General features: G+C 33.7%; 14 protein-coding genes. 1 reads left to right on the top strand and 13 read right to left on the bottom strand.

The annotated features are described in order from the left end of the window. Window positions 1–2 precede the first annotated feature (2 nt). The 11 genes from BUR17_RS03010 to amaB form a co-directional block, all read right to left on the bottom strand. Entirely contained in the window at window positions 3–491 is a 489-nt protein-coding gene (locus BUR17_RS03010; RefSeq protein WP_074228676.1) for a GNAT family N-acetyltransferase, read from the bottom strand. Between the two features lie 176 nt (window positions 492–667). Continuing rightward, window positions 668–2083: an efflux transporter outer membrane subunit gene (locus tag BUR17_RS03005; protein WP_074228674.1), complete on the bottom strand. Its 1416-nt coding sequence runs from the start codon at window positions 2081–2083 to the stop codon at window positions 668–670. 21 nt (window positions 2084–2104) lie between these two features. Further along, on the bottom strand, window positions 2105–5251 hold the full coding sequence (locus tag BUR17_RS03000) for an efflux RND transporter permease subunit (RefSeq protein WP_074228672.1): 3147 nt from the start codon (window positions 5249–5251) through the stop codon (window positions 2105–2107). Beyond that, entirely contained in the window at window positions 5251–6435 is a 1185-nt protein-coding gene (locus BUR17_RS02995; RefSeq protein WP_074228670.1) for an efflux RND transporter periplasmic adaptor subunit, read from the bottom strand. The genes BUR17_RS03000 and BUR17_RS02995 overlap by 1 nt, the downstream gene beginning before the upstream one ends. Before the next feature lies 1 nt (window position 6436). Then, window positions 6437–6892 (bottom strand): GbsR/MarR family transcriptional regulator, encoded by a 456-nt coding sequence (locus BUR17_RS02990; protein WP_074228668.1) that lies wholly within the window; start codon window positions 6890–6892, stop codon window positions 6437–6439. Window positions 6893–7039: 147 nt separating this feature from the next. Further along, window positions 7040–7294, bottom strand: coding sequence for a PDZ domain-containing protein (locus tag BUR17_RS02985; RefSeq protein WP_074228666.1), 255 nt, complete (start codon window positions 7292–7294; stop codon window positions 7040–7042). A 101-nt stretch (window positions 7295–7395) separates the two neighbouring features. After that, window positions 7396–8223: a hypothetical protein gene (locus BUR17_RS02980; protein WP_143747512.1), complete on the bottom strand. Its 828-nt coding sequence runs from the start codon at window positions 8221–8223 to the stop codon at window positions 7396–7398. A 67-nt stretch (window positions 8224–8290) separates the two neighbouring features. Then, window positions 8291–8812 carry a GNAT family N-acetyltransferase gene (locus BUR17_RS02975; RefSeq protein ID WP_074228662.1) on the bottom strand — a complete coding sequence of 174 codons (522 nt, stop codon included), beginning with the start codon at window positions 8810–8812 and terminating at the stop codon, window positions 8291–8293. 174 nt (window positions 8813–8986) lie between these two features. Further along, window positions 8987–9217, bottom strand: a complete 231-nt coding sequence (locus BUR17_RS02970) for a hypothetical protein (RefSeq protein WP_074228661.1) — start codon at window positions 9215–9217, stop codon at window positions 8987–8989. Window positions 9218–9280: 63 nt separating this feature from the next. Further along, window positions 9281–10606, bottom strand: coding sequence for an L-lysine 6-transaminase (gene lat, locus BUR17_RS02965; RefSeq protein ID WP_074228659.1), 1326 nt, complete (start codon window positions 10604–10606; stop codon window positions 9281–9283). Window positions 10607–10686: 80 nt separating this feature from the next. Further along, window positions 10687–12237, bottom strand: coding sequence for an L-piperidine-6-carboxylate dehydrogenase (gene amaB, locus BUR17_RS02960; protein ID WP_074228657.1), 1551 nt, complete (start codon window positions 12235–12237; stop codon window positions 10687–10689). 133 nt (window positions 12238–12370) lie between these two features. Here amaB and BUR17_RS02955 point away from each other — a divergent pair, with 133 nt between their 5' ends. Continuing rightward, complete coding sequence (locus BUR17_RS02955; protein WP_074228655.1) at window positions 12371–12565, top strand: hypothetical protein; 195 nt, start codon at window positions 12371–12373, stop codon at window positions 12563–12565. A 50-nt stretch (window positions 12566–12615) separates the two neighbouring features. On the opposite strand, the gene BUR17_RS02950 is transcribed toward BUR17_RS02955, so the two are convergent. Together BUR17_RS02950 and BUR17_RS02945 are read right to left on the bottom strand one after the other, a co-directional pair. Further along, window positions 12616–12804 carry an Arc family DNA binding domain-containing protein gene (locus tag BUR17_RS02950; protein WP_074228653.1) on the bottom strand — a complete coding sequence of 63 codons (189 nt, stop codon included), beginning with the start codon at window positions 12802–12804 and terminating at the stop codon, window positions 12616–12618. Between the two features lie 217 nt (window positions 12805–13021). Next, on the bottom strand, window positions 13022–13900 hold the full coding sequence (locus BUR17_RS02945) for an SPFH domain-containing protein (RefSeq protein ID WP_074228651.1): 879 nt from the start codon (window positions 13898–13900) through the stop codon (window positions 13022–13024). Window positions 13901–14104: the final 204 nt, after the last annotated feature.

Below are 14104 nucleotides of genomic sequence, written 5' to 3'. Positions count from 1 at the left end.
AACTATGATTTTAGATTAAGAAAACAAAATACATTATCGGCATTCATTAAAGGAAATTTTGAAGGAAGCAATCCTTTTTCAATGATTTCGAAGTGATTTCGTTCGTAAAAACGCAATGCAGCCTTCAGGATTGATACCGTTCCTAAATATACTTCTTCTATTCCGTTTTTCTGGCAATAAGCAATCAGGGTTTCTAATAGTTTCTGAGCGATACCATATTCTTTTCCTCTGAATTCTTTTTTCACAAACATCTTTCGGATTGCCGCCGCTTTTTCATCAAATTTAACCAAAGCAATGGTTCCTACAAGCTCACCGCTTATGAAAGCCCCCCAAAAACTCCCGCCATTGGCAAAATAAAAATCCTCGATTTGCATAAGATCCGGCTGATCTTCTATTGTAATGGGAACATTAAATTCTTTCTGCTGAATATTCAGAACCAAGTCTATTATTTCTTTTGAATAAGTATCGTTTACAAGTTTAATTTCTAACATACAATTTAATTTACGTACAAAACTACGTAGTTAACTACATATATGCAATAGGAAATTAAAATATAATTTTAAAATATAGAAAATCAATTGTTTGCAATTTAAAATAAATAAAAAAACGTGCACTGTTTCCAGCACACGTCTTAACAAGATTTGAATATATAATAACTAACTTTTCGTTATTTCCATCCGCCGCCTAAAGCTTGGTATAAATCTACTGCAGCTTTCATTTTACTGTATTCTGCATTTGAAATATTAAGCTCGGCATTCAATGAGTTTACACTTGCATTTAAAACTTCAAGGTAATTTGCCATACCGTAGTTGACCAATTCCTGAGAATAATCAACCGATTTTTTATAAGAATCAAGCTCTTTTTTCTTTAAATCTATAAAAGAATCCTGAACCGAAAATACTCTTATCGCATCTGAAACTTCTTTTCCTGCAGTCAGAATAGACTTTCTGAAATTAAGATAAGCTGTTTCTTTGTTGGCTAAACTTACATCGTAATTGGTTTTGATCTGTCTTTTGTTTAAAATTGGTTGTGCCAAACCAGCTACAACATTTGCAAAAAGAGAGTTTACGCTAAATAAATGATCGATATCTACCGACTGTACTCCACCGCTTCCTGTTAGTTTTAAGGTTGGGTAAAACTGAGCTTTGGCAACATTGGTCAACTCGAAAGCATTCATCAAATTAAATTCTGCCTGCATCACATCGGGACGATTTGACAGCAAACTTGCAGGATATCCTAAAGCCAAACTCTCCGGTAATGACTGCGATTTTAATGATGATCTTGCAATGGTTTGTGATGATTCACCCATCAGTAGGCTCATCGTGTTTTCTAAAAGTTGAATTTGAGTATCAATGTCGATCAGTAAAGATTTCGCATTATAAACCAACGCCTGACTTTGCTGAACCGCAACTTCCGTTAATGTTCCTGCTTCTTTTAACGCTTTTGTAGTTTCTAAATTATTTTCTCTTACTTTAATTGTTTCCTCAATGATTCTTTTCTGATCATCATAAGTCAACAACTGGAAATAAGCAGAAGCAATGGATGCAACCAAGTCACTCTTCACAGCTTTATGAGCAGCTAAAGTTCCCAAATAAGTTGCTAACTGAGCTTTTTGCTGAGATTTCATTTTCCCCCACAAATCTGCTTCCCAACCGATTGTTGCTGTAATATCAAACTGATTGACATAACGTCTCTCTCCGATGATCTGACCAAACTGTGTGTTGATCGACTGTGTCTGAAAAGTGTAGTTCGGGCCTATTGATAACGTAGGTTCGTAAGCTGCTTTTGCCTGTTTTAAATAAGCTTCTGCAGAAGTAATATTCTGTACTGCAATTCTTACATCAAGATTGTTTTCCAAAGCTTTTGTGATGTGCCCCTGAAGAATAGGATCTGTAAAAATCTCTTTCCAGGAAACATTCGCAATACTTGTACTGTCTTGAGGCAGCATATCGGTACGGAATAGTTTTTCGTCAACTGCAGCTGCAGGTCTTTCGTACTCTTTTCTTACCATACAAGATGATAAAACAGCGAACGTGACAACTGAAAAAGCAGTTCCTTTTATTATTATTGATAAATTTTTCATTATTTAAACCTTAAAGATTTCTTATTCAGCTAAGTTCATTTCTTCGTGCTTGATTGGTTTTATTTTTTCCTGTAAAGTCTGGAAAATCACATATAAAACCGGAATCACAAATACTCCCATAATGGTACCTATCAATAATCCAATCGATGCACCTGTTGCAATTGATCGGTTACCAACCGCACCAATTCCGCTTGCTAAAACCAATGGTAATAAACCGAAGATAAACGCTAATGATGTCATCAAAATTGGTCTCAATCTCGCTTTAGCTGCATTAACTGCTGATTCTACAATAGTTTCGCCATGATGTCTTCTCTGAACAGCAAATTCGATAATCAAAATCGCATTTTTCGCCAACAAACCGACCAACATAATCAATGCAATCTGGAAGTAAATATTGTTTTCTAAGCCCATTATTTTCTGTCCGAAATAAGCTCCCATTACCCCAAGAGGAAGTGAAATTACCACAACTAAAGGAAGAATGTAACTTTCGTATTGAGCAGAAAGAATGAAATAAACAAATACCAAACTCAAAGCAAAAATCAATAAAGTCTGAGATCCTGAATTTAATTCTTCTCTTGTAAGACCTGTAAACTCAACATCGTAATTTTGATCAAGTGTTTCTTTAGCTACCGCCTGAACCGCAGTAATTGCATCACCCGAACTGTAACCAGCCTTGTTTGCTCCTGTAATCTTTACTGAAGTAAATAGGTTATAACGACCAACAGATTGAGGTCCGTAAGATTTTGTCAATGTTACAAATTGTGAAATAGGCGACATTTCTCCAGAACTTGTCTTAATATAATATTGATTAAGATTTTCAGCATTTACTCTGTTTTCAGGAAGCGCCTGAATCATTACTCTGAATTGTTTTCCGTATTTGGTAAAGTCAGCACTGTAAATTCCACCGACATATCCCTGCATTGTAGACAAAATATCATTTACAGAAACTCCTTTTTGTTTAGCTAACGGAACGTTGATTTCCATTAAATACTGTGGATATTTTGTATTAAATGAAGTCTGAGCAAATTCAATTTCCGGTCTTTGCATCAGGTTTCCGATAAATTCGTTGGTTTTAGCATCAAGCTGAGCAAAATCACCTCCCGATTTATCTAAAAGTACCATCTCAAAACCTGCACTACTACCAAAACCCGGTACACTTGGAGGCTGGAAGAAAACAACTTTAGCATCAGGGACTTTTCCTGCAAGACCAAATAATCTCTTCGTAATCTCTTCAGATGATAATCCATCCCCTTTTCTTTCATCAAAAGGTTTAAGCTTTACAAAGGCAAGACCGTTATTACTTCCGTTTCCGGATAATAATCCTCTACCTGTAGAAATGGTTACGTTCTGAATTCCAGGAATCTGCAATGCATTTTTCTGTAAAGTTTTCAGAACATTATAGGTTCTTTCCATAGATGCTCCCGGAGGAAGCTGTACGTCTGTAAAGATAATCCCTCTATCTTCTGTTGGTACGAAACCTTTCTTCATGCTTCCATTTGCCCAATAGATAATTCCTCCGGTAACGACAAGAATTACTAAGGTCACCCATTTATGTTTAATTAAAAAATTAAATCCTCTACCATAACGCTCAGTTGCTGTTTTGAAACCAATATTAAATTTATAGAAGAATTTCTGAATGAAATTTTTATTTTTATAATCTTCGTGATGATCTTCGTGAGGTTTTAAGAATAATGAACATAAAACCGGACTTAATGTTAATGCGTTTACCGCCGAAATGATGATCGCAATAATTAAGGTAATCCCAAACTGCTGATAAAATACTCCTGTAGGGCCGGTAATAAATGTAACAGGAATAAATACCGCCGCCATTACCAATGTAATTGAAATAATCGCACCTGTAATTTCGTCCATTGCTTCTACTGTTGCCTTTTTAGCATTAGAAATTCCATGCTCCATTTTAGCGTGGACTGCTTCGACGACGACAATCGCATCATCTACCACAATACCAATTGCTAAAACTAAAGCGAAAAGCGTTAATAGGTTTAAAGAATATCCAAAAAGATTCAGGAAGAAGAAGGTTCCCACAATCGATACCGGAACCGCAATTGCCGGAATCAATGTTGATCTGAAATCTTGTAAGAAAATATAAACTACAATAAATACCAAGATAAATGCTTCGATCAAAGTATGAATTACTTTTTCGATAGATGCATCCAAAAATTCGTTAGTATCAAAGTTAAAAGTATATTTTACTCCTTCAGGATAAGAACTTTCATTTTCTTTAAGCTGTTTTTTGATGTTTTCGATAATCTCCTGAGCATTAGATCCCGGAGTTTGAAATACTCCCATACTGATCGACGGATAATCTCCGTTTTCACCAACTCCGCTGTAAGATAATCCGCCTAATTCTACTTTAGCAACATCTTTCAACATTAAATTCTGTCCGTCTGGAAGAGATTTGATGATAATGTCATCGTATTGTTCCTTTTCACTGAACTTTCCTACATATTTAATGATATATTCAAAAGAACTTCCGCTGTTTTGACCTAAAGATCCTGCTGCAGCTTCTCTACTCTGATCGTTAATTGCATTGGTAACTTCGGTTGGTGTAATTCCGTAAGCTGCTAATTTTGCCGGATCAAGCCATACTCTCATCGAGTAATTTTTCCCACCAAAAACGTTGGCTTCACCTACTCCATTAATCCTTTGTAGATTAGGAATTACGTTGATATTCAAAAAGTTTTGAAGATATACATCATCAATATTTTTATTTTCTGAATAAAAAGAAAGATACATCAACGCACTCGTTTGTTGCTTCTGAGTTACAACACCCGCACGCGTAACTTCACTTGGAAGTAACGGGCTTGCTCTTGAAACACGGTTCTGAACGTTTACCGCAGCAATATCTGCATCTATTCCCTGTTTAAAAAATACCTGAATCTGAGCTGAACCATCATTTCCTGCTGTTGAAGTAATATAATCCATCCCTTCAACTCCATTAATCTGTTCTTCCAAAGGAACAACCACACTCTTCATTACGGTTTCAGCATTGGCTCCCGTATAATTGGCTCTCACACTCACCGTTGCCGGAGCAATATCGGGATATTGTGTAACCGGAAGTGCTGTAAGTCCCAAAACACCGAGAATAACGATGATAATGGAGATTACAGTTGATAAAACCGGTCTGTTAATAAAGTTCTTTATCATTAGAATTTCGGTTTTACTGATTGAACGAGACTATCCATGCTGATTTTTTTAGGTTTTACCGCTGTACCTGGCTTCACATTTCCTGTTCCTGCTGCAATAATTACTTCACCTTTTTTAACCCCAGATTTTATTAAAGCTAAATTGTCGATTCTTTCAATGACTTCAACAACAGTATTTCGTGCCGTATCTTTTTCAACTTTATATACGTAAACAATTCCTTGCTGTTCGTAAGTTGCGCTTTCCGGTACGACTAAAACATTGTCATAATGTTTAGGGAATCTGATGGTTCCGCTGTTACCGTTACTCAAAAGTTTTTGAGCATTCTTAAAAGAAACTCTGAACTGGATAGTTCCTGTTGTAGGATCTAAAGAACCTGTAATAGCCTCAATTCTTCCTTTTTCGGGATAAATACTTCCGTTTGCCAATTGAAGATCAACCATCGGAAGGTTTTTTATTTTCTCTGGAACATTTGCTCCCACAGATTTTTCTAAGAAATCGAAATATGCTTTTTCATTCATTGAAAAATAAGCGAATATCTCTGAAGTATCTGAAATTGTAGTTAAAGCAACCTGATCTGTAGGTCCTACCAAACTTCCGACTTTTAAAGGAAGTTTACCAATTACGCCTGAAATAGGAGCACGAATCACTGAATAATCAATGTTTGCTTCTACTCCTTTGTAATTAGCAACGGCTTGTCTTTTAGCAGCAATTGCCTGTTGTAAACCAGCTTGAGCCTGAGCTAAATTTGCCTGAGCAGTTTGTAACTGAACATTACTAATGATGTTTTTCTGAACAAGAGGTTTCAGTTTATTTACTTCTACATTAGCCGCATTTACCTGAGCTTGAGCAGCAGCAATATTAGATTCGGCTGCGCCAATTCCTGCTTTTGAAGCAGCGGCATTTTCCGTTAAAATGTTAGTTTCAAGACGGAATAATGGCTGTCCTTTAGTTACATACTGACCTTCATCTACCAAAACCTGGGTAATATAACCCTGAATTTTTGCTCTGACATCATTATTAACTCTACCTTCAATACTTGCAGGGAAAGTGTCGTACCCTACTATATTTTTATTCTCTACCGAAACCACAGGAAAAGGTTTTGGGCCATCCTGTTTCGGAGCTTCTTTTTTGCAGGCAGTCAACGAAAATGCTGCTACAGAAAATAGTATAAGCTTGTTTGTCATTTTATAGTTTATTAAGAGATTCCTGAATATTTGTTATGTTTTTATTTAAAAGAGCTTTGTAGACTTCAATTCTTTCGTCGTCTTCTTTATGCTCTGTTTTTCTGAAGTTTTTTAGATCGTCTAACAGTTTCAATTCATCCTGCATTTTTTGAACAATTTTTTCAAACCTTATTTTTTTATAATCATCGTTGGCAAAAAAATAACGCTTTCTTTCATCCATTTTATTAACGTCAATGATTAATTCTGAGCTAATAAGTAAATTAAGATTGGTAGAAACCGAGCTTTTGCTTGCTGAAAAGACTTCAACAAACTCATCAAAGGTAATTCCCACCTTATCAAAATCGAAAATGAGGTAGGAATAAATTTTTGAAGCCAGAGGCGGCAGATTGAGAACAGTGCCGTAAAACTTCACAGCATCCTGAAATATTTTCTCATCTACTTCTAGACTTTTTTTCATTATTGAAAATTTTCTCAAATGTAGAGATTAGTTCGGAACTAAACGAACAAAGGTGATAGAGTTTATAAATAAACAGTTTCTTAAAGAATCAATGAATATAGATTTAACCTTTTGTGCTTTTTTAAATCACAACTTTTTCAACGGCTTTTACTCATCTCTTTTCAGGAAAAAATTTAAATATGTATCAATTTCAAAATATTCGTTTTGGCGTTTAACTTTGAGTTTTAATTTTTGGTTAGGTTTAAGTTTATAAGCAAAATTTTCTATATTTAATTTTTTAACGGATTTGTTATTGATTTCTATAATTTCGTCATTATGTCTTAATCCTTTTTTATAAGCATCACTTTCTTCATATATACTGCCAACAGACCAGTTTTTATCTACATCTTCTGTTTCAATCAAAATAAAAGATTTGTATAAATCATCTGAAGGTTTGTTGAAATTTTCATTTGGTTTTACACAAATTTTATACTGAGTAGGATGATAGATGATATCAAAATTATCTAACTATCGTTGCCAATAATACCAATGTAATTCTTGTTTTTCGAAAGCGCTCCAATGCTATCATTACTTACATCTATTTGGTGGTCAGTTAGTTTGAATTTATCAAATTTTACTTCGGAAGCAAACAGAGAATACCCCATATGTAATCCACTTAGTCCACCATTATTTATATAATTTACTTTTTTACTATTTAGAATATTTTTATTGTTGGAAAACTCACTTGTTAAAATTGTTTTGTATGAACCAGTATCAATGATGAAATCTCCCTTTATAGTTGTTCCGTTGTTTAGAATGAATTCCATTGGAAGATACATATAATTACCATCAAATTTAATTGCAACTTCCTGATAACTATTATTTATTTTAGGATTGAAAATAATTTTCTGATTAATATAATTAATTTCAAATGGTATGTTATTTAAATTCACAAAGCCGACAATTCCATCTATATTCTTGCCAAAAGGTTTTTTCAAATTATGAATCATATTATACTTCGAAAAAAATGTATTGTCAATAACAGAAAATTCAACTCTATCAAGAATTCTGGTCATCTTCACTGGATTATTCCCAACGCCTGCATTTTCAGATTCAGAGAAATGATTAAAAGACATTTTCTGATTTTTATAAAAAGTACTGTCTATAAGCAACCAAGGTGACCCTGTATCAAAATAGAAATTCCCTTCATCATATTGATTAATTTTCAGATTAATACTAATATGTCTTCCTGTATTTTTGAATTTAACATATTGTTCTTTTTGCTGATAAATATTCTTTGAACATGATAGCAACAGCAAAGAAAAAATCATTAAAATAGATAATTTACTCATTTGTGTGTATATGAAAATGATTTACCAACAAAAATAAAAGAATTTCAAAGCTTTTTGACGAAAAACATCAAATAATAAGTACTTTTTCATAAGCTTTTCTTACACCACCTGCAAGAACAACTTCGCCACAATAGGAATAACCTTTAGACTCTAAAATTTTAAGCATGGCAAGGTTGTCATAGTTTGTATCAACTTTGATACTTAAAACATTCTGAGATTTTGTGAAATCTTCAATATAATCGAAAAGTTTTTTGGCAAGTCCTTGACCGGCAAAATTTTCTGAAATGGCTACCCTATGAACAACAACAAATTCTCCTGTTGTTAACCAGGCTCCTTCAATTGAACTGTAGGCTGGTTCGTCATTGAAAATCAGTGCAACGTAAACCGCAACATCATTATTGACTGTCAAAACATGACCAAATCCTTTTTCAATATCACTTTCTACGGTTTGTAAATTGGGATATCCGTTTTGCCATTGATCACTACCATCTTTTCTTCTGCGTTCGATGGATTGCTGAATAATTTCCCAAATAATATCTATATCGGTTGCATTTGCTTTTCTAAAATGGATTTCGTTTTTATTATTCATAAGAGGTTTATATTACAAACTTGAAAATTGGGAAATAACACAATCAGTGCCAAATGTTTTCCATTAAAATTTTATTAAGAATATTATATTTAAAAGTTTGGTGCTAAAAAAACCGAAAATTAATGAGAATTAATTTTCGGTTCCGAAGTAGTAAAATTTAAAATTATGAAATTTTTATTGATTTTGATTTTGTTGAAGATAGGCATCGATAATCTCGAATGCTTTCTTCTCGTCATGTAAATCTACCATTACTTTTAAACTTGTCGCTGTAGGCGTTGTTGTAAAAGTCAGATAATTATTTTCAACATCATTAGTTATCTGTGCATCATCTAACTTTGACTTTATTAACTGAATTTCGGTAGATTTATCGCTTTCAAAAACTGATACTCTCGTGTTACGTTCCATATAATATACATTTTGAGTATCTAAATATAGGACGTTTTTTTCAGAATTCCAAATTTTGAAGTTTTAAATTTTATTAATGTTGTTTTCAATTTTATCTAAAGCAATCTGAATTTCCTCTGTTGTAACATTCAAATGTGGTCTGAATCTTATTGACTGATCTCCACAAGCAAGAATGATTAAACCATCATTATACAGCTCATTTCTGATGTGATCTCTTTGTTCGCCCGAAGGTAAATCTATTGCGCACATCAAACCTTTTCCTCTTGCATTAGATAATTTTTCAGGATATTTCTGAGCTAAATTTTGCAGACCTTCCAAAAGATATTCACCTACAATATTGGCGTTCTCTAAAAGGTTTTCTTTTTCGATAACTTCCATCACCAATTGGAAACGCAACATATCAATAAAGTTACCGCCAAAAGTTGAATTGATTCTTGAGCTTTCTCTGAAAACGTTATTGGGTATCTCGTCAAACTTTTCTTTATTTGCTAAAACTCCACAAACCTGAGTTTTTTTACCGAAAGAGATAATATCCGGTCTTATGCTTAAGTGTTCAAAAGCCCACATTTTACCGGTAATTCCGATTCCCGTTTGTACTTCATCGAAAATTAATAAAACCTCATGCTCGTCGCAGATATTTCTTAAACCAACAAAGAATTCGTCTCTGAAATGATTATCACCACCTTCAGCTTGTATTGGCTCAATAATAATACAAGCAACTTTATCAGGATTTGCAAGAATTGCTTCTGTAATTTGAATTAACGCTAAATTTTCGTTCTTAATCGTTTCTTCTAAATTCTCTTCTGTGATTGGGAAATGTAATTTAGGATTAAGAATTCTTGGCCATTCAAACATCGGGAAATACTGATATTTTCTTGGGTCTGAAGTATTGGTTAAACTTAAAGTATAACCGCTTCTTCCGTGAAATGCCTGTCTGAAATGGATGCAGATTCCAGCTTCAATATCTAATCCTTTTTCGAAATTTTTTCTTGTTTTCCAGTCGAAACATGCTTTCATCGCATTTTCAACACCTAAAGCTCCGCCTTCAATAAAAAAAGCATACTGCAATTCTTTAGGTAAAACAACTCTTTCGAAAACTTCAAGAAAATGAGCATATTCTTTAGAATAAACATCTGCCAAAGTAGGTTTGTTGACTGCCATTTTTCCCAGCCAATCAGACTTTTCAACCAAATAAGGATGATTGTATCCAATAGAAGCTGAGCCAAACATTGAAAACATATCCAGGAAGTTTTTCCCTGAAACTGAATCGTGAATCCAAGATCCGTGAGAGTTTTCGATATCCATTACAAAATCAAAACCGTCTGCCAAAACGTGTTTACCTACTGTTTCTTTTACTTTATTTGACTGAATTTCTAATATATTGTTCATATTAATTTTAAAATTTTTTAAGTGAAATGGATTAAGAGATTCTGTGCATTTATCTCAGAATCTCTCAATTCTAAATTATTTTAAAGATCAAATTTAATTCCTTGAGCCAATGGAAGACTTGCAGTATAGTTAATAGTATTGGTTTGTCTTCTCATGTAGTATTTCCAAACATCAGAACCAGATTCTCTACCACCTCCTGTTTCTTTTTCACCACCGAAAGCTCCACCAATTTCGGCACCGGAAGTTCCGATATTTACATTGGCAATTCCACAATCTGAACCTGCATGAGAAAGGAATAATTCTGCCTCTCTCAAATTCTGAGTCATAATTGCTGAAGATAAACCTTGCGGAACATCATTCTGAATCGCAATTGCTTCTTCTAAAGTTTTGTATTTGATTAAATATAAAATCGGTGCAAAAGTTTCGTGCTGTACGATTTCGTAAGAATTTTTAACTTCAGCGATACAAGGTTTTACATAACAACCAGATTCGTAATCTTTACCTGTTAAAACACCCCCTTCAACAACGAATTTTCCGCCTTCTTTTTTACATTTTTCGATTGCCAGTTCGTACTGATTTACAGCTTGAACATCGATAAGCGGTCCAACATGCATATTTTCATCCAACGGATTTCCGATTTTTAACTGTCCGTAAGCTTTTGCCAAACGGTTTTTCACTTCATCATAAACAGATTCATGAATAATCAGTCTTCTTGTAGATGTACATCTTTGTCCTGCAGTTCCTACAGCTCCGAAAACAGCTCCGATAATTGACATATCAAGATCTGCATCTTTAGAAATAATGATGGCATTATTTCCTCCTAATTCTAAGATTGATTTACCAAATCTTTCAGCAACTTTAGAAGAAACCATTCTTCCTACTCTTGTAGAACCAGTGAATGAAACCAAAGCAACGCGCTTATCGTCAACCAATTTTTGCCCGATTGTGTGATCTGCAACCAATACACTTGAAATTCCTTCAGAAAGATTGTTTTCTGCTAAAACTTCATTCATAATATTCTGACATGCAATCGCACAAAGCGGAGTTTTTTCTGATGGTTTCCAGATGGTAACGTTTCCACAAATCCAAGCTAAAGCTGTGTTCCAAGCCCAAACTGCTACCGGAAAGTTGAATGCTGTGATGATGCTTACAATTCCAAGCGGATGATATTGCTCGTACATTCTGTGACCTGGTCTTTCAGAATGCATTGTATAACCGTGAAGCTGTCTTGATAAACCTACTGCAAAATCGCAGATGTCTATCATTTCCTGTACTTCACCAAGACCTTCCTGTAAAGATTTTCCCATTTCGTAAGAAACAAGCTTTCCAAGATCGTCTTTGTATTCTCTTAATTTTTGCCCAAGCTGACGTACAATTTCTCCTCTTTTTGGAGCAGGTACCGTTCTGAATTCCAGAAATGCTTTTTGAGCAGATTCGATTACTTTGTCGTAATCTTTCTCGTTTGATAGTTTTACTTTGGCGATTAATCTTCCGTCTGCCGGAGAATAACTTTCTATAGATTTTCCTGATGCAAAAAATTTCCCTCCCGTAGAAGTTCCTTTATTTTCATCTTTGATTCCTAAATTTTTTAATGATTTTTCAATTCCGAAATCTTTGATTTTCTTTGACATAAAAATTTAACTTTTCGTTTTGCCTAAGATAGAAAATATTACTTAAATGGGAAATTTAATTTTTTTTAACTGGTTTTATTTGGACTAATTATAAACATGCTTATCTTTGTAAATAACATTTATAATTGCAGAAATGGAAACGAAAGAAGCTATAAACGAAGAAAATGTAGAAAAAAAATCAAGGTGGAAGAAAATGCTTAAGAAATTCGGTATTGGCGGAATCATCTTTTTTACGGTAAAAGGAATTATCACTTCTACGCTGATTTATTTCTTAGGTAAAAACTTCTGGAGCATAATCAGTGGTTATTTTACAGGAATTTTTCAATAAAAAAAGCAAAGAAAATATTCTCTGCTTTTGATCTTGTTTTGCAATTTATTTTATTCTTTTTTCTTTCTCCCGGCATTGATTAAATTCTGATTAAGAAGATACTCAATCTGCCCGTTGACGCTTCTAAACTCGTCATTTGCCCATTTTTCAAGAAGTTTATAGGTAGACTCATCTATCCTTATCACGAAAGATTTTTTGCTTTTGTTTTCGGGAGAGTTCTGAGCTTTTTCTGATTTCATTTTATTGTTTTTCTAGTCAGAAATTTCTTTTTAACGCAAAGGTCGCAAAGACATTTTCTTAAATTATTGAGGATGTTTTTCGTTAGCAAAGGCGTTTCACTTAACAAAAGTTTTCGGTGATTTGTCATTCTGAATGAAGCGTAGCGGAGTGAAAAATCTATTTTAACTTAATATTTTGAGATTCTTCCTTCGTCAGAATGACATACTGCTTCCATTTTTAATTATACAATGTTCCTGCATTTAAAATTGGCTGTGCTGCTTTTTCACCACAGAGAACAACCATTAAATTACTTACCATTGCTGCTTTTCTTTCGTCATCCAATTCAACAATATTTTCTTCCGAAAGTTTCTTTAAAGCTAAATCTACCATTCCTACTGCGCCTTCTACAATTTTAGTTCTTGCTGCTACAATTGCTGTTGCCTGTTGTCTTTGAAGCATTGCTCCTGCAATTTCAGATGCGTAAGCTAAATGCGAAATTCTTGCTTCCTGAATGATAATTCCTGCTTTTGAGAGTCTGTCTGTTAATTCCTGCTCAAGAATTGAATTGATTTTCTCACCGCCTTCTCTTAAAGTAATTGGAGCGTGATCGTCTTCCAAGTTATCGTAAGGGAAGCTCATTGCCAAATGACGAACTGCTGCTTCACTCTGCATTTTTACAAAATCTGAATATCTTTCGACATCAAATGCAGCTTTGTAGGTGTCTCCTACTTTCCAAACCATAACAACCGCGATTTCGATAGGATTACCCATTTTATCGTTTACCTTCAAAGTCTGTCCCTGCAAGTTTTCCGAACGTAGAGACATTTTTTGAGATGAATAAAGAGGATTAATAAAAAACATTCCGTTGTCTTTTACAGAACCTACATATTTCCCAAAGAAATTTAAAACTCTTGAATGGTTAGGTTGAATAATCATTAAACCTTTCAATAAAAAGCAGGTAATAAAAAATGAAATAATTGAAATAATGATATAAGTGATATCCGGATTTTCTCCATCATTAATACCATAAATGAAAAGATAAGCTGAACCTCCCAATAAAAGAAGAGAGATTACGAGTGCCAAATAACCTGACATTGGTTTTAAAGTTTTTTCCATAAATGTAATTTTTAAAGTGATATTATTTTGATATCATAAAGATATGTATTTTTTAGTTATTAGTTATTAGTTATTAGTTATTAGTTATTAGTTATTAGTTATTTTGTTTCTTAATCTTCTTTTCTTATGGGTGTATTTTTTTAGTTAAAAATTTTTACTGTTTTAAACAAAAAAAATCCCGAAAATAACTTTCGGGATTTCTAT

Source organism: Chryseobacterium scophthalmum, assembly GCF_900143185.1.
GTDB classification, from domain to species: domain Bacteria; phylum Bacteroidota; class Bacteroidia; order Flavobacteriales; family Weeksellaceae; genus Chryseobacterium; species Chryseobacterium scophthalmum.
Note: the sequence above shows the minus strand (reverse complement) of the source record. Positions and strands in the feature narration are given on the sequence as shown.